The sequence below is a fragment of the Rhizobium anhuiense genome (genome assembly GCF_003985145.1).
Classification (GTDB): Bacteria; Pseudomonadota; Alphaproteobacteria; order Rhizobiales; family Rhizobiaceae; genus Rhizobium; species Rhizobium anhuiense.
In genome coordinates, this window is the sequence record NZ_ML133526.1 from 280439 (window position 1) to 302678 (window position 22240).

23 protein-coding genes and 3 pseudogenes are annotated in these 22240 nt (G+C 57.9%); 14 read left to right on the plus strand and 12 right to left on the minus strand.

The genetic code is table 11. The annotated features are described in order from the left end of the window. Window positions 1-114 precede the first annotated feature (114 nt). A pseudogene (locus EEQ99_RS35160) lies at window positions 115-507 on the minus strand (PIN domain-containing protein). After that, a pseudogene (locus EEQ99_RS35165) lies at window positions 504-635 on the minus strand (prevent-host-death protein); the annotation flags it as partial. The pseudogenes EEQ99_RS35160 and EEQ99_RS35165, both read right to left, overlap by 4 nt. A 211-nt stretch (window positions 636-846) precedes the next feature. On the opposite strand from EEQ99_RS35165, the gene EEQ99_RS18200 reads away from it, so the two are divergent. The 5 genes from EEQ99_RS18200 (at window position 847) to EEQ99_RS18220 (ending at window position 4490) form a co-directional block, all read left to right on the plus strand. Then, window positions 847-1590, plus strand: coding sequence for a GntR family transcriptional regulator (locus EEQ99_RS18200; protein ID WP_063474012.1), 744 nt, complete (start codon window positions 847-849; stop codon window positions 1588-1590). Between the two features lie 3 nt (window positions 1591-1593). After that, window positions 1594-2379, plus strand: coding sequence for a transporter substrate-binding domain-containing protein (locus EEQ99_RS18205; protein WP_063474011.1), 786 nt, complete (start codon window positions 1594-1596; stop codon window positions 2377-2379). Between the two features lie 80 nt (window positions 2380-2459). Next, a complete protein-coding gene (locus EEQ99_RS18210; RefSeq protein ID WP_047616948.1) occupies window positions 2460-3131 on the plus strand; it encodes an amino acid ABC transporter permease in 672 nt (223 codons plus the stop codon). After that, the gene (locus EEQ99_RS18215) at window positions 3128-3787 is read left to right on the plus strand and encodes an amino acid ABC transporter permease (protein ID WP_063474010.1); all 660 of its coding nucleotides are present in this window, start codon (window positions 3128-3130) and stop codon (window positions 3785-3787) included. The genes EEQ99_RS18210 and EEQ99_RS18215 overlap by 4 nt, the downstream gene beginning before the upstream one ends. Continuing rightward, entirely contained in the window at window positions 3765-4490 is a 726-nt protein-coding gene (locus tag EEQ99_RS18220) for an amino acid ABC transporter ATP-binding protein (RefSeq protein ID WP_047613813.1), read from the plus strand. Before EEQ99_RS18215 ends, EEQ99_RS18220 begins: the two co-directional genes overlap by 23 nt. 70 nt (window positions 4491-4560) lie before the next feature. Here the strand turns inward: EEQ99_RS18220 and EEQ99_RS18225 are convergent, their stop codons facing one another. Then, complete coding sequence (locus tag EEQ99_RS18225; RefSeq protein WP_244604819.1) at window positions 4561-4734, minus strand: hypothetical protein; 174 nt, start codon at window positions 4732-4734, stop codon at window positions 4561-4563. A gap of 48 nt (window positions 4735-4782) precedes the next feature. On the opposite strand from EEQ99_RS18225, the gene EEQ99_RS18230 reads away from it, so the two are divergent. The 7 genes and pseudogenes from EEQ99_RS18230 to EEQ99_RS18255 all read left to right on the plus strand — a co-directional run bounded on the left by EEQ99_RS18230 (window position 4783) and on the right by EEQ99_RS18255 (window position 10049). Then, window positions 4783-5664 (plus strand): alpha/beta hydrolase, encoded by an 882-nt coding sequence (locus tag EEQ99_RS18230; RefSeq protein ID WP_063474008.1) that lies wholly within the window; start codon window positions 4783-4785, stop codon window positions 5662-5664. Window positions 5665-5791: 127 nt separating this feature from the next. Further along, complete coding sequence (locus EEQ99_RS18235) at window positions 5792-6457, plus strand: class I SAM-dependent methyltransferase (protein WP_063474007.1); 666 nt, start codon at window positions 5792-5794, stop codon at window positions 6455-6457. Between the two features lie 465 nt (window positions 6458-6922). Next, window positions 6923-7369 (plus strand): 3-hydroxyacyl-ACP dehydratase FabZ, encoded by a 447-nt coding sequence (gene fabZ, locus EEQ99_RS18240; protein WP_174824469.1) that lies wholly within the window; start codon window positions 6923-6925, stop codon window positions 7367-7369. After that, a pseudogene (locus EEQ99_RS35390) lies at window positions 7369-7494 on the plus strand (FAD-dependent oxidoreductase); the annotation flags it as partial. The gene fabZ and the pseudogene EEQ99_RS35390, both read left to right, overlap by 1 nt. A gap of 198 nt (window positions 7495-7692) precedes the next feature. Continuing rightward, window positions 7693-8961, plus strand: a complete 1269-nt coding sequence (locus EEQ99_RS18245) for a GMC oxidoreductase (protein ID WP_244604824.1) — start codon at window positions 7693-7695, stop codon at window positions 8959-8961. A gap of 73 nt (window positions 8962-9034) precedes the next feature. After that, entirely contained in the window at window positions 9035-9340 is a 306-nt protein-coding gene (locus tag EEQ99_RS18250) for a hypothetical protein (RefSeq protein WP_244604820.1), read from the plus strand. Further along, entirely contained in the window at window positions 9324-10049 is a 726-nt protein-coding gene (locus EEQ99_RS18255; protein WP_063474004.1) for an SDR family NAD(P)-dependent oxidoreductase, read from the plus strand. The genes EEQ99_RS18250 and EEQ99_RS18255 overlap by 17 nt, the downstream gene beginning before the upstream one ends. A gap of 17 nt (window positions 10050-10066) precedes the next feature. Here EEQ99_RS18255 and EEQ99_RS18260 read toward each other — a convergent pair whose 3' ends face one another. Genes EEQ99_RS18260 through EEQ99_RS18270 form a run of 3 tightly spaced genes read right to left on the minus strand, consistent with a single transcriptional unit; the run spans window position 10067 to window position 13547 of the window. Continuing rightward, window positions 10067-11320: an acyl-CoA reductase gene (locus EEQ99_RS18260; protein ID WP_063474003.1), complete on the minus strand. Its 1254-nt coding sequence runs from the start codon at window positions 11318-11320 to the stop codon at window positions 10067-10069. Beyond that, window positions 11304-12344, minus strand: a complete 1041-nt coding sequence (locus EEQ99_RS18265; RefSeq protein WP_127430870.1) for a LuxE/PaaK family acyltransferase — start codon at window positions 12342-12344, stop codon at window positions 11304-11306. Before EEQ99_RS18265 ends, EEQ99_RS18260 begins: the two co-directional genes overlap by 17 nt. A gap of 6 nt (window positions 12345-12350) precedes the next feature. Continuing rightward, window positions 12351-13547, minus strand: a complete 1197-nt coding sequence (locus EEQ99_RS18270) for a DegT/DnrJ/EryC1/StrS family aminotransferase (RefSeq protein WP_127430871.1) — start codon at window positions 13545-13547, stop codon at window positions 12351-12353. 492 nt (window positions 13548-14039) lie between these two features. Here EEQ99_RS18270 and EEQ99_RS18275 point away from each other — a divergent pair, with 492 nt between their 5' ends. After that, window positions 14040-14924 carry a glycosyltransferase family 2 protein gene (locus EEQ99_RS18275; protein ID WP_028758662.1) on the plus strand — a complete coding sequence of 295 codons (885 nt, stop codon included), beginning with the start codon at window positions 14040-14042 and terminating at the stop codon, window positions 14922-14924. A 60-nt stretch (window positions 14925-14984) separates the two neighbouring features. Here EEQ99_RS18275 and EEQ99_RS18280 read toward each other — a convergent pair whose 3' ends face one another. From EEQ99_RS18280 to EEQ99_RS18300, 5 genes are read right to left on the minus strand one after another with little or no spacing between them, the layout of a single operon-like run. Then, window positions 14985-16367 (minus strand): AMP-binding protein, encoded by a 1383-nt coding sequence (locus EEQ99_RS18280; protein ID WP_127430872.1) that lies wholly within the window; start codon window positions 16365-16367, stop codon window positions 14985-14987. Further along, window positions 16368-16607, minus strand: coding sequence for a hypothetical protein (locus EEQ99_RS18285; RefSeq protein ID WP_007637453.1), 240 nt, complete (start codon window positions 16605-16607; stop codon window positions 16368-16370). It lies immediately after the preceding gene. 9 nt (window positions 16608-16616) lie between these two features. Next, complete coding sequence (locus EEQ99_RS18290; protein WP_127430873.1) at window positions 16617-17270, minus strand: LbetaH domain-containing protein; 654 nt, start codon at window positions 17268-17270, stop codon at window positions 16617-16619. A gap of 11 nt (window positions 17271-17281) precedes the next feature. After that, window positions 17282-18256, minus strand: coding sequence for a transketolase family protein (locus EEQ99_RS18295; RefSeq protein WP_127430874.1), 975 nt, complete (start codon window positions 18254-18256; stop codon window positions 17282-17284). After that, complete coding sequence (locus tag EEQ99_RS18300; protein WP_244604821.1) at window positions 18249-19154, minus strand: transketolase; 906 nt, start codon at window positions 19152-19154, stop codon at window positions 18249-18251. The genes EEQ99_RS18295 and EEQ99_RS18300 overlap by 8 nt, the downstream gene beginning before the upstream one ends. Window positions 19155-19418: 264 nt before the next feature. Between EEQ99_RS18300 and EEQ99_RS18305 the strand changes: the two genes are divergently transcribed. Continuing rightward, complete coding sequence (locus EEQ99_RS18305; protein ID WP_127430875.1) at window positions 19419-21563, plus strand: TonB-dependent siderophore receptor; 2145 nt, start codon at window positions 19419-19421, stop codon at window positions 21561-21563. Window positions 21564-21809: 246 nt separating this feature from the next. On the opposite strand, the gene EEQ99_RS34650 is transcribed toward EEQ99_RS18305, so the two are convergent. Beyond that, complete coding sequence (locus tag EEQ99_RS34650; RefSeq protein WP_164735943.1) at window positions 21810-21980, minus strand: hypothetical protein; 171 nt, start codon at window positions 21978-21980, stop codon at window positions 21810-21812. Between the last annotated feature and the right edge of the window lie 260 nt (window positions 21981-22240).

Sequence of the window (22240 nt, forward strand, 5' to 3'; positions counted from 1 at the left end):
TTCGGAGAAAACCGGAAATGCTCTAATGCATGTCGCCCAAAGGTGCGTAGCGGTTTTGGGCAAACGATTTGCATAAATAAAGAAAAATCCCACGGCGCTCCGCTCTGCGGATCGTCACGGGCGCTCGGTCCAAGGATCGACAAGCTCGATCCCAAAGCCCTCTAATCCTTTATATTGCGGGCGGCGAGGGTGAGATCATGAGTAATCGCGGTGGCGGCAATCAGGCCGTCCATTGACGACAAGCCGCGTCCGCTTCGCTTTGCGAACCCCATCAAGTCGCCCCAGCCTATCGCAACCGGCTGGCAGGTCCTGGGCAAGCCATTCGGCCAGCACGTCGCGATTCCGACCGCTTGCCATCAATGCAACGCCACGCCGGATCTCCGCGATCGATACGACGCTGATGAAAGAGCGATCCTCATCGAGACTGTCCAGCCATTGCAAGGCATGTGTATCGGGACGCGGCCGTGTCACCTCGGAAAGCACATTCGTGGCCGGCAGAAGTCTCACAGCTGGAGATCACGCGGTTCGTCGCGCTGCCGTTCGAGATCCAGATCGGCGCCACGCAAAAGCGATTGCATCAGAAACTCTGCAAGGGCTCCCTTGCGCGCGGTCTTCCGCTGCCATTCCCCGGCCGAACCGGTCTTGCCGCAAGCAGCTTTTCGAGAGTGAAGGGGCTTTGTGGGCTTTGGGCGGCCGGCGCCGATCCGGATTGACAACGAGTTGCCGACACTCGCACAATTTACGTTCAGTCTGCATTCCCAGGGTGCAAATTCCAGCCGCCGAATCCGAGATATCCTGGAAATCCTGAACGCAGAATTTTGGCACGCGCTTTGCTTTCTGTCTTGTATGCAAGATAGCCAGACATCCGAGACCACGCAGAAGACCATCGAGGAAACGATCGTTTCCGGGATTCTGTCAGCCAAGATCCGGCCCGGTACGCGGCTCAGCGAAAACCAGCTGGCAACCCTTTTCGGCGTGTCCCGCACCCGCGTTCGCGAAGCCATGATGCGCCTGGAAACACGCGGCATCGTACATGTCAGTCCGAGACGGGGCTGGTTCGTCGTCGAGCCGTCTGCCGAAGAGGCGATCGCGGTCTATGAGGCGCGGCGCGTCATCGAGGCCGGATTGCTGCGCAGCATGCGCGTGCTGACAGACGAGGGACATAAAGCTCTCGACGCGCATTTGAACGAGGAAAAAAGCGCCATGGCTGCCGGCGACCGCCAGCGCCTGACCTATTTGATGGGCGATTTTCACATCCGCATCGCAGAATTGAGCGGGAACGCCATCATCGTCGACATCCTGCGCGATCTCACCGCGAGGACGATCCTCATTTCGATGCTCTATCAGTCTGAATTTCATGCGACACAGTCTCACGACGGGCATTGCCGCATCTTCGAAGCGATGCAGGCGGGCGATTTCGGCAGAGCTGCGGAGCTCTCCGTCGAACATCTCGACGAAGTGGAAATGGGCCTCGACCTCACCGCGCGTCCGGATCCGCTCTCGGAACTGCGCAATTCCCTGTCCCTTCCTCCCAGAGCCGTATCCCCAACCGTCAGACCCAAAAAATCACAACTTCAAAGGAGCAATTGAAACATGCTGACAAGACGATTCTTCTTCGCAATCGCGACCCTGGCTGCAACCTTCGGCTTCGGCTCGGCGTCCTATGCCGATGCTCTCGCCGACATCACGGCGCGCGGGACGCTGCGTGTCGCCGTCCCGCAGGATTTCCCGCCCTTCGGTAGCGTCGGCACCGATATGGCGCCGATGGGCTACGATATCGATGTAGCCAATCTCATTGCCGAAAAGCTGGGCGTCAAGACCGAACTCGTGCCGGTCACCAGCGCCAACCGCGTCCCCTATCTGCAGACGAACAAAGTCGATCTGGTCATATCGAGCCTCGGCAAGAATGCGGAGCGCGAAAAGGTGATCGATTTCTCGGCAGCCTATGCCCCCTTCTTCAATGGCGTGTTCGCGCCGGCCGATCTTTCGATCGCCAAGGCGGAGGATCTTGCGGGCAAGAGCATCGGCGTCACGCGCGGCGCCGTGGAGGACCTCGAACTGACGAAGATCGCGCCGGCCGATGCGACGATCAAGCGCTACGAGGACAATAACGGCACCATCTCCGCCTTCCTGTCCGGCCAGGTCGACACCATCGCCACCGGCAACGTCGTGGCCGCTGCGATCCTCGCTAAAAATCCTCCCAAGCGCCCTGAGCTGAAGTTCCTCATCAAGAATTCGCCCTGCTACATCGGCCTCAACAAGGAGCAGGCGGCGCTTCTGGAGAAGGTGAACGGCATTATCGCCGCCGCCAAAACCGATGGATCGCTCAACGCCATATCGCAGAAGTGGCTCGGCGCTGATCTCCCGTCGGATCTCTAAGGACCCGGTCTTACCAACGTCATCCCGCGCCCGCACGCGGGATGACGTGACGCTCGGTCACCGCAAGAGGGGACAATTCCTTGAGCTATCATTTCGAATTTGGCTGGCTGCTGCAATATTACCCTGAGATCATCAAGGGCATACTGGTCACCCTGGAGCTTATCGCGATCGGCGGTGTGCTCGGCATTGCCCTCGGCATCTTCTGCGCCTGGGTGCGCGCACTCGGCCCGGCCTGGCTGAAACCTGTCGTTGCGACCTATGTCGAACTGATCCGCAACACGCCCTTTCTGATCCAGCTCTTTTTCATCTTCTTCGGTCTGCCGTCGCTCGGCCTCCAGCTTCCCGAACTGACGGCCGCCAATCTCGCGATGGTCATCAACCTCGGCGCCTATAGCTGCGAAATTATCCGTGCGGGCATCCAGGCGACCCCGAAGGGCCAGTTCGAGGCAGGCGAGAGCCTCGCCATGACGCGCTTCGAAACCTTCCGCCATGTCGTTCTCGTGCCGTCACTGCAGCGCATCTGGCCGGCGCTATCGTCGCAGGTCGTCATCGTCATGCTCGGCTCATCGGTCGTGTCGCAGATCGCCGCCGAGGATCTGACCTTTGCGGCGAACTTCATACAATCACGAACCTTCCGCGCCTTCGAGGCCTACATCGTCTCGACATCAATCTATCTCGTCCTGGCAATCCTGCTCCGGCAGCTGCTGGGAGTGGTCGGCGGGTTCATTTTCCCGAGGAGGGCGGCACGATGATCGAGTTCACACTCTGGGACATCCTGCGCAACCTGCTGCTCTCCACCCGCTGGACGATCCTGCTTTCGCTCGTCTCGTTCATCGGCGGCAGCGTGGTCGGACTGGGGCTGCTGTTCCTGCGCATCAGCAAGCGCAAGGCATTCAGGGCAATCGCGAAATATTATATCGAGCTCTTCCAGGGCACGCCGCTGCTGATGCAGCTCTTCATCGCGTTTTTCGGCCTCGGCCTCTTCGGGATCGACGTGCCGGCCTGGCTTGCCGCGGGTTTGGCGCTCATCCTGTGGAGTGCTGCCTTCCTCGCCGAGATCTGGCGCGGCTGCGTCGAAGCGGTCGCCAAGGGGCAATGGGAAGCCTCCGCCAGCCTTGGCATGGGACGGCTGCAGCAGATGCGCTACGTCATCTTGCCCCAGGCGCTGAGGGTCGCCATACCGCCCACCGTCGGTTTCTCCGTTCAAATCGTCAAGGGTACGGCGCTGACCTCGATCATCGGCTTCGTCGAACTGTCGAAAGCCGGCACCGTGGTCACCAATGCCACCTTCCAGCCCTTCACCGTCTACGGGCTCGTCGCCCTCATCTATTTCGCCCTCTGCTGGCCTTTGTCGAAAAGCAGCCAGATCCTGGAAAGGAAGCTCAATGTCGCTCATCGAAATCACTGAAGTCCGCAAGAGCTATGGAACCACCGAGGTGCTGAAGGGCATCAATCTCGATGTCGAGGCTGGCGAAGTCATCGCCATTATCGGCAAGAGCGGCTCGGGAAAATCGACCCTGCTTCGCTGCATCAACGGCCTGGAGACCATCACCGACGGCTCGATCTCCGTGGCCGGCGCGCAGCTCCTCGATGACGAAGTGCATCTGAAGGCCTTGCGCCTCAAGGTCGGCATGATCTTTCAGCAGTTCAACCTCTTCCCGCACCTGACGGTCGGCGGCAACGTCATGCTGTCGCAGACCGTGGTCAAGAAAACCCCGAAGGCCGAAGCCGAAGCCACCGCCCGCAAGATGCTGGAGCGGGTGGGGCTGGGCCACAGGTTCGACGCCTATCCGGACGAGCTCTCGGGTGGCCAGCAGCAGCGCGTCGCCATCGCCCGCGCGCTCGCCATGCAGCCTGCAGCCCTTCTCTGTGACGAAATCACTTCCGCGCTCGATCCGGAACTGGTCGCCGAAGTTCTGGCCGTCGTGCGCGAGCTTGCCGCCGAGGGCATGACACTGCTGATGGTAACCCACGAGATGAAGTTCGCCCGCGACGTCTGCAACCGTGTCGTCTTCATGCATCAGGGCCGGGTCCACGAAGCAGGCCGGCCGGAGGAAGTCTTCGCCAATCCGCAGACGGCAGAGCTGAAGCAGTTCCTCGGTGTCAGTTAAGAAACGACGACATGCTCTCGCTTATGCCGGCCGGCGTCGTCGGCCGGCAGGATGAGAACGCACTGAGCCACTAGCGTAGCTCTTCATCCAGTTCCGCGTCGACGGCATCCAGAGCCGAAAAGGGCAGCATTTCTCCGCGCCGGGATTCCTCTTCCGCCCGCAACAGCGAGCATAGGGCATAGCGGCCATCTTCTTCGCGTGCCATATCTTCGCGAATAAGGGCGTCCAGATATTCACTCGGCATCGTGTACTGGCTCTTCCCGTTGGCGCGCATATCGACAAGGCGATTCTCATGACCATTCCTTCCAGCGTCTATTCAATGCCCGGAACGTATTTTTTCGATCTGGCTCCTGTCGCGGGCGGCGAGCCCTATCGCATATTCCTGTCCATTCCGGCAGAGAGACCACCAGCGGAAGGATGGCCGCTTCTCGTGTTGACCGACGGCAACGCCACTTTCCCCTTCGCGGTCGCCAGCTTGGTCACGCAGGCACCTTATCCCACGGGAACGAATGTCGGCTGGGGGGTGATCGCGGCGATCGGCTACCCCTGCGACGCGCCCTATGATCCACTCCGCCGGTCTTGGGATCTAGGGCCTCCGCCGGTCAAATCCTATCCGCCCTTCGTTGAGGGCGGTCCGCCGGTTGTCATCGGAGGGACCGGCAAGCTGCTCGATTTCATCGAGCACGAGCTTATACCGCGGATTGCAGAGATGGTGATCCTGGATCCCATGCGCCGATCGCTTTTCGGACATTCCTTCGGCGGCCTCTTTACTCTCTATGGCCTGTTCGAGCGTCCAAGTCTGTTTGCCAATTGGATTGCCGCCAGCCCAACCATCTATTGGGAGAACAGTGAAATTCTCAAGAATGAGGCGAACCGCCAAGTCATACCGGGAAAGGCATCCTTCCTGCATTTGTCCGCCGGAGAACACGAAGGCGATGAGCTGGCACCCTTCCAGTACCGGAACGAGGATGCCGCGACACGTCTGGAGAAGAGGAAGATCGAGCGGACCGTCCTCCTGGCGCGGGAGATGGCGGAGCGATTAAACGGCACCGCCGACGGATTGCGTACCGAATTCGAGCTGTATGCCGGCGAGACCCATATGTCGGTTCTTGCGGCGGCCGTCAATCGCGCGGTGAGCATTGCGTTCGCCGTCCAGGATTTGGCCGACAGATAACGCTCTCTGCAAAGGCTTCATCGGCGAAATGGCCTCCCCTCGGGAGTTGGTGGGGGCACTCCATATTGACAGAATCAGAGCAATAACACATCGAAGAAATGGTAAAAATCTGGCAGGGGACTGGGTAATGGATAGTCTAATAACGCTGATGACGGACCCTGCAGTGCGGGCACGCGTCGACAACGAATGGGATAAGCTGGAGACAGATTTTGCCGCAGCTTATGCCGCGATGCCAGTCAAGTACATGTCCCGAACAGAATTGTCCTTTCATTCCTACGTGAAGCTTTTGGGATTTCTCAGTATCGACGTGGCCTCACTCGAGGGAGACATCGTTGAGATCGGCGTCTGGAAAGGCAAGTCTCTCGCCTTTATGCAAAGGCTTTCGTCGCCTTCGACAAAACTCGTTGGAATCGATCCATTCGAATTGCCAGGACAACTTCAAGAAGTCGATTATTTTCGCAATGTTCTTTATAGAACCTGCATTTTGGTAAGAGGCTACTCGCAAAATGCCATCGAGCGCACGCTTCAGGCCACCAAACGGTTCAAGATTTTGCATATCGATGGCGGTCATGCCAGCGAGAATGTATGGGCAGATTTCCTTCTTTATGAGCGATTTGTCGTACCTGGTGGGTATATCGTCTTCGACGACTATGGCGATTTTGCCCATTCACCAGAAGTAGGACCCGCCGTAGATAGAATAGGTGCAGCGGGCCTTTTCGAAAATTATGATGTTTTGGGTCAATTGCCGGAGTACGAGAGCAGCTATGTCCTGCGAAAGCGAAAGGGCGAGTGAAATTCCCCGCTTCTCGAACGCCGGCGAGCATTCTGTCTTTACCCTCAGCCAGCTTTCGCGAGCTGCCTAAGACGCCTTAACACTTTCAATCCTCGCATCGGCCCGAAAATCGATTCCGATTTTCGGGCCGATGCGCTGGTAGGCGCACCATTGCAATCCATGACATCGACGGTTATCGCATTTTCGGTATAGCTGACGGCACTCCGGAAGCATGAGTTCGTTTGCTTTGATAAGCCGTTGTTCTCGTTCTCAATGAGAGCCACACTGGCTGGTGAAACCAGCCTATAGGCGCCTTTGCAGCGCAAGTTGGGCGGGGTTTCTGCGCAAGCCTGCGGCAGGGTTGGCTTGCTAGGTCGCAGTACGCCTTCACTTCGCGAGTCAGATCCATGAACATTGCTTATCCAGGATCGTGCTGCCGCATATGCTGAATTTAGCTGTCAGACAGGAGTAAGAACATTGGGATTCATGTTGAACGCGGAAGCGCTGAAGGATTATCAGCCAAATCGATATCCTTTCCTGATGATCGACTGCGTCACCGATGTCGAGCCAGGTAAATATGCAAAGGGCTACAAGAACCTCTCCAACAACGAGTGGTATTTTCCCATCCACTTTCCCGGCCGTCCGAACATGCCCGGCGCGCTGCAGCTTGAGGCGATGGCGCAGATGCTCACCGTCGCGATCACCACGCAGGAAGGGCTGAAGGGGATGGTCACTCATGCGCTTCAGCACACGGTGCGGTTTCGCAAGGAAGTTCTGCCGGGAGAGTGCCTGCAGATCGAAGCTTACGTGGACAGCTGGCGACGCGGCATATGTAAGGGTCACGCGACGGGCTATACCAACGGCACGATCGCTTGCGAGGCCGATATGTTGATTACGATACCGGAAATCCTAGAGCAGTTTCTTCCGAAGTAATGGACCGTTTCCACTTCATCATTGTCGGAGCCGGGGCCGCGGGAGCGGCAGCGGCCTGGCGGTTGACGTCGAAGGGATATCGGGTGCTGTGCCTTGACCGCGGCCCGCGGATGGAGCCCTCCAGTTACCCATCCACAGGCCCGGACTGGGAGATCCGAAAGAGGGCGGAGTTCAACCCAGCAATTGCAGAACGGCAGAACCGTTTCGATTACCCGGTTGATGACGCAGATTCCCCGATTGCGGTATGCAACTTCAACGCTGTTGGTGGTTCAACGGTGTTGTATTCCGGTCATTTTCCACGGTTTCTTGAGCCTGATTTCTCGTTGAAGACCAATGAGGGCCTCGGTGAGGACTGGCCGCTGAGCTATGCCGAACTGATGCCGTATTTCGCATTGAACGAACGGCAGATGGGCATGTCCGGTCTCGTCGGCGATCCCTATTATCCGCACATCGAGGAGGCGCTTCCGCCTGTGCCGCTTGGCGTGGCGGGTGCCCGGCTCGCTCGGGCGTTCAATGAAAAACGCTGGCACTGGTGGCCAAGCTTTGCCGCAATCGCCACGCGGGACAAGGGCGGGCGCAGTGCCTGTCTCAACCTTGGCCCTTGCAACACGGGCTGCCCGCAAGGGGCCAAGGCGAGTGCCGACAATACCTATCTGACGGATGCGTTGAGGCAAGGACTAACGATTGTTCCCGAATTCGCTGTGTCGCGCGTCCTTGTCAAGGACGGTGTGGCCTATGGTGTCGAGGGTTTTGATGCGAACGGCGAGCGCCATGCGTTTCACGCCGACAACATCATCCTTGCTTCAAGCGCTATCGGTACGCCGCGCATTCTCCTCAACTCGAGGAATGCCGAGCGCCCGACAGGGATCGGCAATACGATGGGTCTCGTCGGCCGCAATCTGATGATCCATCCGCTTGGTTATGTGGAAGGCATCTTTGCCGAGCGGATGGACACGGACGCCGGCCCGCAGGGGTGCATGCTTTACAGCCTGCAGTTTTACCGTTCGCAAGAGGCGGGGCATAAGCTTGGTTATATGATGCATGCATTGCGGGGGACAGGCCCTGTCGAGACGGCGATGTCTGCGCTCGGCAAACGCAAGCTGCGTTTCGGGAGCGATATCTATGGCGATTTCGATGCGCTCTACGGCAAGCAACTCGTTGTGGCGATCATCTGCGAAGATCTGCCGGAGGTGGAGAATAGGATCGAGCTGGACGAAACACGACAGGATCGTTTCGGAGATCCGGGCATCAAGGTTCACTACAAGCTGCACGAAAATACGAAAAAGATGATGGTGCGCGGCATGACCCGCGGGCGCGAACTCATGGCGGCGGCGGGAGCCGTGAGAAGCTCGGCCTATGGCCCGGTCCGCAACACCGGATGGCATCTGCTCGGAACCGCGCGGATGGGCGACGATCCGCAGCACTCCGTCGTCGATCCATCCGGAAAAGTTCACGATACCGACAACCTCTACGTGATCGACTCCAGCGTCTTCGTCACCGGTTCCTGCGTTAATCCTGCCAATACCATTCAGGCAGTTGCCCTTCTCCTTTCGGATCGTATCGATGAACGTGTCAGACAGACCATTCTATAAACTGCTGGCAAGGATGTTTCCCGGTGAACCAGAAAGGTCGGTCCCGGCATTCGATGCAATTGCGGCCGCGCGCTTGGAAGAGCGGTTTGCCGGTCTGGCCGAGATTGATGCATTGATTCTGAAGGAGACGGAGGCCGCATGGCCGGAGGACGTCAATGTCTTGCTCAAGGCGCTGCGAAGTGGCGCACCGGATCTGGTCGATCATTTCACAGAGCAAGCGGTGGTCCTCTATTTTTCGACGCCGGCCGTTTCCAGGGCACTCACCGGCAAACCGGTTCCGCTTTTCCCGAACCGGACCGTCATGGACGATATCGACTATGATCTCCTGGAACCGGTGATCACCAATTGCGGAGGGCTTGCAGATGCCGAACGATCCTGAACGCGTTGCGGTCGTAACAGGCGGCAGCAGAGGTATAGGTCTCGCCGTTGTTCGCAAGCTGGTCGGGGACGGTTTTTCAGTCGCTGCCTGCAGCCGCCATCCGTCTCCCGCACTTCCGACGGGGGATGAAGGCGATGTCCGCTTCTTCCAGCTCGATCTCGCCGACCCGAATTCGGTGAAGGAATGTGCCCAGGCACTTCACCGGCAATACCAGCGCATCGATGCGCTGGTGAATTGCGCTGGTGTCGCTGCGGGCGGGCTGTTTTCGATGGCTTCGATCCAGGATCTGAAACGGATATTCGACGTCAATTACTTCAACCAGATTCTGTTTTCTCAATATGTGGCGAAGAGAATGGTACGCGCGAAGGCGGGCTCCATCGTCAATATCGCATCGACCGCCGGACTGCTTTCAGACGCGGGAACGCTCGCTTATGGGGGCAGCAAAGCTGCGCTGATCCACGCCACAAAGGTGATGGCGACCGAGCTGGGGCCATTCGGGATTCGCGTCAACGCCATTGCGCCCGCGGTGGTCGAAACCGATATGGCTCTTCAGATGGACGAGAAAGCAAGAACAGCGTTGGATGAGCGATCGGCATTGCAGGAAGTGGTCGAAGCGGCCGACGTGGCCGAACTTGTCGCCTATCTGGTGTCCGATGCATCATCAAAGATGACCGGACAGATCCTGCGGCTGGACAGGGGGCTGCATTGAATCGCGAGCTGAACCGCTCAGGTCTGGAAACTCGCTAAAGCCGTTGCGGATATTGCTGCATTCTCGCGCCCTTCCACTATTTCGATGCGCCGGGATAGAAGCGACAGAATGTCCTTGCCATCCCAGAAGGGGTTGATATCGAGCGCCTTGCCGATAGGGACGATGCGGTCGATCGCGTGATTGGCAGAACCCGACTGGAGAGCGAGGAAGAGCGCCTGCGGTTGCAGTCCGAAATAGGTCAGTGTCTGTTCCTGCGGGCGAAGAAACGCTGCGATGTCGGAAGGCGCCTGGACGTCAATTTCTGCAAACTGGCCGAAGCGCAGCCGCGTTTCCTTCGGCAAGGATTGGCCGATGCACCAGATATCCGGCGAATAGCGGTTGAGCGCCAGGGTTCCCCCGGTCGTGCGTATTGCATTCATCAGGTCGAGAAACTTGTCCAGTCGTGCGACCGTATCCAGACGAAAGTCCTGGCGATGCAGCTCTTCGTCGAGATGATGCCAGAAATCGACCTTGGCTTTGGCGATCGCGGCCGGTTCCCCAAGCCAGAAGATCTGACTTGGCGAGGAGCAGGCATTCTGGTCGACCAGATAGGTGTCGTTGAAGAAATCTCGCGCCAGTTTCGTCTTCTGTTCCGTCTCAAGCGCGGAATAGGCGCTGGCGTCGATCGCGGCCGATGATGTCCGGTCCGGAAAATAAAGCTCGACGGATCGAGGCTTCTTCGGCAGCGAGCGGAATTCGGCGACGGTCGCGTCGCCTCCCCAAACTGTCAGGCCATCAACCGCTGCAACGATCTCCTTGAGCTTGGCACTTCCCCGCGCCGTCTGGATGAATACATTGCCAACTGCGATCGATCGGAATGTTTCCGACTCTGCAGCGCCGTCGAATGCCCGCAAGAAGATATCGTTCTGTGGAAACGCCTTGCTCGGCATGCGCACAATGTTCGAATTGCCGGACAGCATGCCGAAGACCAACGAGAAGGCGAAATTGACGGGAATATTGGATGGCGCGATATGGGCCACAGTACCCCATCCACTGCGATATTCTGCATCTCGATATTGCTGCGAGAGTGTCCGCAGATTCGCCTTGCGGCAGAAATAGGCGAAGGTAACGAGGTCCGGATAATGCCGGGCATCGTTGTCCTTCATCAGACGACGGGAAAGCTCATGCAGAAAATCGACAACCCGCTCATCGAAGAAAGCGTGGCGTGACGAAAGATCGAATTGCTTCAGCCAGTCGCCCGCTTCGAACCTGTCGTCACGAATTATAGGCATCGCTGCATCCTCGAATTTCCGCCTTCTGCAGTCGGCCGTTGATTTTGACGATCGTGTTTCGATTGCCGCAGGAGCAGGATGCGCCGTCGAGCGTGAAGCCGACATCCTCCGTCAGCAACGAGTGGCCCGGATAGCTCTTCTGGATGGAGGAGAAGACCTGGATAAGGCCTTCCCGGCCGTGCGGGAGCGCATCGAGCGACGAAGTATCGCGAATGAGGGCATCGGAGCCGGGTGCGGCATGCATATTGCCGTGTTCGCACTCCATGAAGATCGTACCCGTTTGCTCGACCATGCCGTAATAATTCCGTATGTCGCTACAGCCGGTCCATTCGCGGACCTCGTCCTTGAACATCGCATCCGAGATCTTCTGATCGGCGAGTTTCTTCCATCCGCCGCCGTGCAGCAGGAAACTGTTTGACAGGTTGAGCCGCACATTCTGGCGGCGCAGCATCTGAACAAAGTTCAACCAGACGATAGAAGTGAAACCGAAGATGAAGATGCGGTTGTCGCGATTGCTTTCGGCGAAGGCCTGCACGCGATCGATGTCGACGGAAAGTTCGTCGTCGAGCGCGAAATCGCGTCCTCTTGAGAACATGCTGAAACCATTGATCGCCGCCGTGCGCGCGGAAAATTTTCGGCGGTCGGCAACAGTGTTCTCCGCATCGATGACAAGCATCGGGAAGCGGCTTTTCGAGAAGGCGATCGAGAAGACCTCGACGAGCTTGCGCGATTGTGCCTGTGACGTTTCCTTGTCGAGATAGATCCTTGAAACCTGTCCGGTCGTGCCGGACGAGGTCATGATTTTGACGACCTCACTATCGGGGACGCTTTTGAGGTCGAAGTTCTTGAAGGCCCGGACTGGCAGATAGGGTGTTTCGGCGAGCGACGTCGCCGCGCGGTCGCCGAACATCGTGTGCACATAATGACCGTAAAGATCGCAATATGCCTTGTGGTGCTCGGTCAACGAATTGATTTCGTTCAGGAACACAACAGGATCATTGGCGAATTGGTCGTCCATGGCCATGGCGTTTCAGCCTCTTCGTCCCATGGCTGCCGTGGCAAGGTCGGCCGTGGGCAGCGACGCCGAGTGATAATCCTCGTAGGTGGCGATCATGACATTGAATATCCGTGCCAGATCGCTGGCGGTCAGCGCGCCGAAGAACGGCAGGCAAAGGACCTCCTTCGCCGCCTGGGTCGCCACCGGCAGGTTGGAGGCCTGCGCGGAAGGCAGGTTCCGGTAGTGCGGGGCATCGCTGCAAAGCGGGTAGAAATATTTGCGCGCGAGCACGTTCTTTTCGCGGAACCTGCTGTAGAGGATGTCGCGTGTGAAGCCGGATTGATCGGGATCGATGCGTACCGGCAGATATTGATAGCTCGGCGTGACACCGGCCTGTGGCTCGAGGATGGTGACGCCGCGCATGGCGGAGATCAACGTGCGGTATTGCTCGAGCAATGACCGGCGACGTTCCCATTCATCCTTCACCATGTCGAGTACGGCAAGGCCGACGCCCGCTTGCAGTTCGTTCATTTTGCCGTTGAGGCCGGCGAGCAGGATTGTTTCTTCGTTGGCAATGCCAAAATTCCGCTGAAGGTAGATGGTACGCTGAAGTTCCGCATGCGGTGAAATCAGCGCACCGCCTTCGACGGTATGAAAAAGCTTCGTTGCGTGAAAGCTGTGCATCGTGATGTCGCCGAAGAGGCTGATCGGCTTCCCATCGACACGCGTGGCAAAGGCGTGAGCAGCGTCGTAGATGACTTTGATGCCGTGCTTTGCCGCGAGCGCATCAATGGCCTTCACGTTGCATGCAATGCCGTAGACATGAACGCCGAGGATGGCGCAGGTGCGGTCCGTGATAAGGTTTTCGATCCGAACCGGGTCGATGGTCAGCGTGACGGGATCGATATCGCAAAATACCGGCGTCAGTCCGCAGGCATCGATGACGTGTACACTCGCCGGAAAGGTGAAGGGCGTGACGATGACCTCGCCGCCGGCAGGCAGGTCGAGGCTTTTCAGCGCGATCTGCAGGGCGACGGTGCCGTTATTGAACAGGCTGACGAATGGAACGTCGAGAAAGTGGGCAAGCCGTGATTCCAGTTCACGGTGCTGAGCACCCATGTTGGTCAGCCAGGCGGTAGCCCAGATGTCGGCGAGGGTACGGTTGACCGTTGCGAGATCGGGAAGGAGCGGCTTCGTTACTGGAACAATGGGTAGTTCGTTCGCCGTCATTTCACTGCTCCATATCACGATATATGCCACAAGGCGGAAACCGGGCCTTGATTGTCTCCGCAGACTAGGGGGGTTAGCTTTCTCGTGGCTTGCGCGCGGGGTGCCGGACGGTGAGCAAGAGGGCAAAAGACTCGCACAAGGTTAAATTGGAAAAATCGGCGGCGAGATGGTTTGAGATGGGCCGTTTCCGCGCAGAAACCGCTTCCGAAAGTGCAGTCCGCCTGATGATCTCACACGCTTCGAGTGGTCGCCGTATCGTCGTCAATGAGGCGCCCGTGGAAAATGCCGCAGCGAGCTGCTCTTCGACAACAAGCGTTTTGAGCAGACAACGACTGCCGGAAATCAGGGCACCGGCCGTGCCGCCCCATCGACAGTCGCCAGGCATCGACTTCATCCGACATTGAATCTCGTGCTGGGGAACTGCGCGCGCCGCGCCAGCGTCATGCCACTTCCAACCGCTCACGGGTGAGACAACCGCAAAAAGGACCAGCAATGCCCCGAGTATCGATCTGCATCCCCGCCTACAAGCCGGATTTCTTTGAGCAAGCCTTGAAGAGTGCCATCGGGCAAAGCTATGGCGATACGGAGATTATCGTTTCAGACGATTGCCCAACGGATGCAATCGCAAATATCTGCGAGCGATATCAGCAGCATCTCTCCTATAGCCGAAATCCGAAGCCGAGCGAGTTTTCCAATGTCATCCGGCTGGCCAATCTTGCGAACGGCGAATACATCAAGTTTCTGTTCGATGATGACATTATCAACCCATTCTGCGTTCAGTTCCTGCTCGAGACACTGGAGGAGAGCCGCCATCTCGGCACGAGGCTCGCCTTTTCGCCGCGTTACCTGATCGATGGGAAAAACCGCATCACGTCGCTGGTCAATCACTTCGGCATCGCCGACCAGGCAAAGGTCATCGACGGCGGCGCCTTCATCCGTGTGACAGCTGTCAATCACATGAACCTGATTGGTGAGTTCTCGAGCGTGATGTTCCGAAAGGAAGATTGCTTCGACGAGAACGGCGCATTCCGCCTGTTTCGGGTCGATGAGGATGGGATCTTCCGCGGCATCCTTGATCTATCGGCATGGATCGATCTCGCCAAACGTGGCCCGATCATCGGACATCCGCATCCGCTTTCCTATTTCCGCCAGCATGCCAATTCGACCTCAAATCACGAGATCAATCCGCTCTTCATCAACGGCATTCTTTACTATGAGGAAGTGATGAAGATGGCCTTCGAAAAGGGCTATATGACAAGAGAGGATCTGCCGGCCTCCATGCGCCGTCTGCTCGAGCATTACGGCTACTGGCAGAACGCTTATCCGCAGTTGAGGGCCCGGATCGTCGACTTGCAAGCCATGCTGGCGAAGCTCTGATATTGCCGATAACCTGCTGCAGGACAGATACGGCTCTGCCGCCTTTGATTTCGCAGAGGTCTACAGGAAACGCTCGGACAGCGTAACGTAGTCCGGCTTTCCGGCGGAGGTGAGCGGTAGGGTTTCGGAGACAACCACCCTTGCAACAGACGGGTGGAAATTGAAGTTATCCTTCAACGCCATCTGCGCTCGCTCCGCATCCGGCTCCCTGATGCAGACCATCAGCCGGTTTTCGGCACCGATGACGATGCAATCAAGTCCGCCGGACTTCAGCACGGACTCCGCATGATCGAGATTGACTGAAATTCCGTGCAGTTTGATGAAACGCTTCTTACGGCCCACGATTGTGATGAACCCGTCCTCATCGATTTTGGCATAGTCTCCGGTATAAAGTTTACCGTGGAATTCGTCGCCCTTTTCAAGGTCTTGCGCGGAGGTCGCATACCCCATCGACACGTTCTGGCCGACATAGAGCAGTTCACCTTCGCCGATCGGCTCGCCCGTTTCCGCGATCAAAGCTCGACCGCCGGGCAGCGGAATGCCGACGCTTCCCAGCTTCTCGATCGCCTGGCCGGGGGGGACATAGGAAATGCGCGGCGCAGCCTCGGTCTGGCCATACATGGTAAAATAGCGCACGCCATGATCGGCGAAATACTGCCAGAAATGGCGAGTCAGTTCCGGTGCCAGGCGCCCGCCGGCCTGCGTCACGCAGACGAGATTGCCAAGGCAGGCCTCGCTCAGGCGAATGCGCCGCAATGTTTCGAATGTGAAGGGCACGCCGGCAAGGTCGGTAACCCTCTCCTCTTCGATCATTTGCCAAATGCTCCTGTCGAGGATGGACTTATCAGTCAACACCATGCAGGCGCGCGCGAAGATCGTATTGTGAAGAACGGAAAGCCCGTAGGAGTAATGAAATGGCAGAAGGCTGACCGTAATGCGTTCTCCGGTCATGCCGAGATATTCGACGATCGAACGCGTGCAGGCATCGATATTGTTGGCCGTCAGTCGCACGCATTTAGGGTCGCCTGTCGAACCCGAGGTGGGGATGAGCAAGGCAAGATCTTGATGCAGCGTCGTGTTTACGACCGACGACCGCTCGAACAGAGCCTTTGTGCCCAATCGCCCGTTTGGCGCATAGTCTTCCAGCGCCATCTCTGCGGGAGCGACGATGTAACGGGGGCTATAGGCTCCAACGGTGCGTTCCAGCGAGTGACGGGTCAGTTCACCGTCGACCAGCATGGGCACGAGGCCTTTCCGCAAGGCTCCCAGATAGGCCGCAACGGTTTCGGGCGACCGATCGCACAGAATCAGTACGATCGCCCTGTCGGCCTTGGAGAATAGCGCATCTCCGAGTCCGAAAACGTCGTTGTAGCAGTAGCGGCGTCCATCGGCGATCAGGAACGTCCTGTCATCGGCGCCATCCGAGAGGCTTTGCCAGAACATTCAGAACGACACGCCGTATTTCTCGAGCGTCTTCAGGCCGGTCTTGTACGAGCCGAAATCGACCACGTCGTCCATATCAAGCATGATGTCGAACGTATCCTCAAGAGATGCGATAAGCGCCATGTGACCGACCGAGTCCCAAGCGCGGATGCTCTGATACTGGAGGCCGTCGCTCAAATCCTCGGCGCCAATACCGAACGTTTCGATGAAAGCGGCATCGTATTTTTCTTTGTTGCTCATGTCTTGCTCCTACTTGAACACTTTTTTGTCTTCGTTCCTGCGAACGACGCGCGCGGGATTGCCCAGCGCAATGACTTCATCCGGAATGTCGATATGCACGACCGATCCCATGCCGACGATCGACGAGTGTCCGATTTGCACGCGTTCCTTGACGAGTGCGCCCATGCCCAGATAACTCAACGTCCCGACTTGCGTGCCGCCGCCCAGATTGACCATGGATGAGACGACGCAGTTTTCTTCTACTACAATGTCGTGGCCAAGGATCGAAGCTGTATTGACGGCAACGTTTCGACCGATCTTTGCCGTCGCCTGAATGGAGACATGCGGCGCGACGATCACGCCGTCGGCAATCTCCGCATACTCAGAAATGAAGGCATCGGGGGAGAAGATCGATTGAAGCACGAGGCCCAACCCTTCCACCTTCTCGAGCAGAGCTTTCCGGGCAAAAGGTTCCCCGACTGCGATCGTTACTTTGGCGCCGGGAACGTGATCCCCCACGGCGACGACCGGAAACCCAAGCACCTCAGTCGCCGTCGGATGATCGACGATGAATGCACAATGGTGCGGTTGCTGCAGGCCTCGGCGGATTGCCGATTGCAGTATGTCCATGGTTTCAATGCCGAGGCCGCCCGCCCCGTAGATGTACCAATGATCCAGACTCATGCTTCGATTTCCTATTGCAACAACTTTTCCTGCAGGAAACCGGCGATACCCTCGCCATCCAAGCGCGCAGCCTTCAGCATGAAGGCATAGTCACCAGTCTCGACGAAGCGATCCGGAATGCCGTGCGTCACGATGCGCGGAAACGGCATGCCCGAAGCATTGTAGTGATCAAGGATTGCGCTGCCGAGACCGCCAACCGTCGTGTGCTCCTCGATGACGAAAACCGTGCTGGCATGGCGAGCGACGTCAGCCAGTGCGACCGCATCCAGCGGCTTGATCGTATGCATGTTGAGGACGCCGACTTCCAGACCGGCTTCACTCAGCTTTTCAGCGGCCAGAAGGCAATGCCCGACCGTGGTGCCGCTCGAGATCAGCATCACCTCGCGTGGCGGCGTCAGCCAAACGGCCTTGCCGATTTCGAACGTGTAGTCTTCCGTATAGACGACCGGTGCATTGGGCGTGCCGGTCAGGCGGATATAGACCGGTTGGTCGAAGCCGACACAAGCCTCCAACGTCTTGTAAATTTCCGAGCAGTCGGCCGGCGATATGATCGTCAGGCCCGGCACAGTACGCATGACCGCGACATCCTCCAGGCCGAAATGGGAGTTGCCGAGATAAGCCATCGCCAGACCGCTACCAAGTGCGACGAGCTTCACCGGCTCGCCCATATAACCCATGTTCATGCGCACCTGTTCGCTTGCCCGCATTGAAGCAAAGGGCGCAAACGTCGAGGCGAACACGTCGAACCCCATGCGAGCGAGACCGGCAGCGCAGCCCACCATGTTCTGCTCGGCAATACCGGTATTAAGGAATTGGTCCGGATATTCCTTGGAGAATCGGTCTAGACCGGAAGACCGCCCAAGATCGGCGCTCATCGCGATAATGTTCTCGTTTTCGGTCGCGAGCGCTGTCAGCGCCTGGCCATAAACAGCCCGCGGCCCGATGCGCGACCATGTGCGTGCATTACGGCTCGACAACTCAACCACGGAATTCTCCTTCCGTTTCCAGCTCCGACCCAGTGCTCTCGCCGAGCGCCTTCAGGCACTCTTCATAGACAGTTCCCGTGATGCGATTGTGATGCCAATCGTTGTTATTCTCCATGAATGACAATCCCTTGCCTTTCACGGTACGGGCGACGATGGCGGTCGGTATATCCGCGACCTGCTTTGCCTGCTGGAGTGCCGACAGGATCTGATGGTGATCGTGGCCATCGACATTGATGACGTTCCAGCCGAAAGCTTTCCAGATGTTCGTCAATGCAATTCTATTGCTATAGGTGGCATTCGGCCCGTCGTTGCGGAACCCGTTCTCATCAATGATCGCGGTAAGGTTGCCGACGCCCATTTCCGAAGCGGAAGCGGCGCTCTCCCAAACGGACCCTTCATTGCATTCGCCGTCGCCGAGAAGCACATAAACACGACGGTCTTGTTTGCGCTTGCGCATACCAAGGGCGATGCCCATGCCATAGGCAAGGCCCTGGCCCAAGCTGCCATTGGAGCTTTCGATGCCGAGCGCAACCTTCTTTACCGGGTGAGCGATCAGATCGCTGCCGTTTGTCTGAAAGGTCGCAAGCTTTTCGGCGTCGAAATAGCCGAAGTGATGCAGCACCGCCAGATAGCCCAGCACTGCATGCCCCTTGCTAAGAATGAAGATGTCGCGACCGTCCCATTGAGGTTCATGGGGGCGATGCGAAAGCACGTCGCCGAAGAGCGTATTCAACAGCTCTACCATGCTCAGGCTACCGCCGATGTGCGCCGACTGTCCGCACCGAAACGCGGTGTCGACGATTATACGACGAACCCGCGCACAGGACTCCTCGAAGCTTGTATTGATCATCAGGCTAGCTTGCATCTTTCGGAAGCGGTTTAGATCGGAATGGTCCATCTCAAACCATCCCATTGCCGATCCTTCCAATTGAAGCTTGTGCGGGTCTGTTGCCGCTTCGTTGCCCGCCCCCAAGCCCGATCGAGACTGCCGGGCGCGCGGCCCGTGTTGCTCCAAAACCTCAAGGTTCGACTGGGTGCAAAGATGGTCACAAACCGTGATTATTAAGTTGACTCCAATTCTCCTGTTTGAGTAAACGCAACCTTAGCAGTGGCCGGAGGGGCGGCCGTCACACTGCCCGATATTGGTCTGACAGGGGATAGTATGACAGTGGGACTACAGGGAAAGTTGCGCATGTTCACAAGCCGATTGGTTGCGAGCAGCGCGTTGATAACGGTGTCGTTCGGATCGGCAGGCATCGGCTGGGCACAGGACAATTCGGCCGAAGAGGCGACGCAATTGGCCCCGATCGTCATAACGGGCAAGTCGGATCGTGTGGTTGGCCCGGATCGCACCATCGTCGCCAAGAATACCGCCACCGGCACCAAAACAGACACTCCGGTCATCGATGTCCCGGCCTCCGTATCGGTGGTGACGCAAAAGGAGTTGGAAGAGCGTCATGTGGACAATCTTCAGCAGGCGGTCGCTTATACTGCCGGCGTCTTTTCGGATGAGTTCGGCAACGACGACCGGTACGATTATATAAGAATTCGCGGCTTTGATCAGACGGCGCTCGGCACCTATCGGGATGGTCTGGCGGCGCGTATTCCCGCGTGGTTCACGGCCAGCCGCCTTGAACCCTATGGTCTTCAGCGCGTCGAGATCCTGAAGGGATCGACTTCGACCCTCTTCGGTCTCAACGGTCCGGGAGGGCTGGTCAATGCGATCACCAAGCGGCCCTTGGATGAGAAGCATGGCGAAGTTTACACCTCCTATGGTGATGGCACCAAGGAAGTAGGCGCGGATTTCGGCGGGCCGATCGATCCCGACGGCGTGTGGAGCTACCGGCTTACCGCACTTGTCAAGGACGGTGATCAGGGCTGGGATCATTCGAACGACGACCGCACCTACGTTGCACCGGCCCTGACGATCAAACCGGAAGAGGGGACCTGGCTCACCATCCTGACCGACTATTACAAACGCGATGGAACGGGCGCGCGCGGATTTCCCACGGACGCCGATATCGATATCGACACCTTCCTCGGCGAGCCGGACTTCAATCGCTTCAATACGGAGCAGGCCGACATCGGCTATCAGTTCGAACACGAGATCAATGAAAATCTGACCTTTCGCTCGAATGCCCGCTATACGCATCTCGAGCTCGACTATGCCGAAGTCTATGGCGCATCACTGGATCCGACCGCCGATCGAACGGCGTTCTCGGTCGACGGCATGTCCAACCGTTATGCCATCGACAATCAGCTGCAATATGATGCGACATGGAACGGGATCGACAGCAAGACGCTGGTCGGCGTCGATTACACCAACGACAATACGCGCGAGAACATCCTGTTCGGGACGGCCGGACCGATCGATATCAACGACCCCGTCTATTGCGGTCTCTCCTGCATCAATCTCGGCCCGTACGTGAACTGGCGCGTCAAGCAGCAGGCGGTCGGGATCTACGCACAGGAGCAGCTGACCTTCGACGACCGATGGATCGTTACCCTGGGCGGACGATGGGACCATGTCCACACGACTGCGGATTACCTCGACAGCGGGACAAGCGACGACGACACGGCGTCAGCCTTCACCAAGCGTGCCGGGCTGACGTATAAATTTACGCCGAATCTCGCAGCCTATGCGAACTATTCGGAAAGCTTCCAGCCGCTCGTCGCGCAGACCGCAAACGGATACACCGTGACGGGCTCGCTGAAGCCACAGGAAGGTGAACAATACGAGATTGGCCTCAAATATCGCCCTGATGGGTTTGATGGCCTCTTCACCTTGGCGCTGTTTGATCTTACCCAAACGAATGTGCCGAGCTATGTCACCCCTCTGGTTCAGGAGCAGATCGGCAAGGTGGGTGTGCGCGGCATCGAACTCGAAGGCAAAGCCGCAATCAACGACAGGCTTAATCTCACGCTTGCTTATTCCTATTGGGACGCCGAAATCCGCGAGGACGGCACCGGCGGCAACATCGGTAACCGGCCTTCACGCGTGCCGCGGCACTTGGCATCCGCCTGGCTCGACTACACGATGCCCGGAGACGGAAAGCGCGGCGACCTGACGCTCGGCGGCGGTGTGCGTTATATCGGCCAGTCCTATGGGGACGATGCAAATACCGTGTCGGTTGCCGCCTACACGCTGTTTGATGCCGCGGTCAGCTACAAGGTGACCGAGGACGTGACGCTTGCCGTCAACGCGACGAACCTGTTCGATCGCAAATATATCGCCAGCAGCTACTACGGAACTGAGTTCTACGGCGATCGGCGCAAGGTCGTCGGCACGCTGAAGTATTCCTGGTAAAGGTGACGGACGCCGCCTTGTCCGATCAAGGCGGCGTCCGCAATCTGAACGTCGAAGTTATAAGGATCGCTGCGCTGTAGCCAGTGTTCCAAGGCATCTATACCGAACGCCATGGTGAATGCTCAACTTTCGATGAACGGCCGCCCTTACCGTCTTTGACCATAGAAGCTATTCGCTATCGGTGCTGCCAGCGCCCTATCGTCGGAAGAAGCCGAACATCGCACCGGTATCCTGCTGGTGTCTGCCTCATGACCGGGGGCAGTAAGGCTTGCCCTCCGTCTGGTGCCAGCGCAGGCGCTTAAACCAGCTGTAGGCAGTCGCATCCCGCATCTTGGCGAGATCGAGCACCGTCAGCGTTCGGCACTCTGGCGAGAGCAGGAAATGCTGGCCCTTGGGCGTGTCGTCGGGGTTCGCCACGGCTCAACCACTCCGCCATCCGGAAGGCGGCTGGGCGTATTTCCAAGCCCCCGACCAACACACTGACGGTCGACACCTCGGCGCGGGAGCGATGGGCAATGGCAGCGGTGGCGATGAGGGTCATGTTCAGACTCCAGAGGTCGACGGCAGGCACAGCAGATCGGCGGACGAAAAGGCCGCGGGAGATCAGAGCTGTATTTGTATCATCCTGAACATGATCCAGGTTCTTATCTGGACTTCGCGTCGAGGTCGACCGAAGG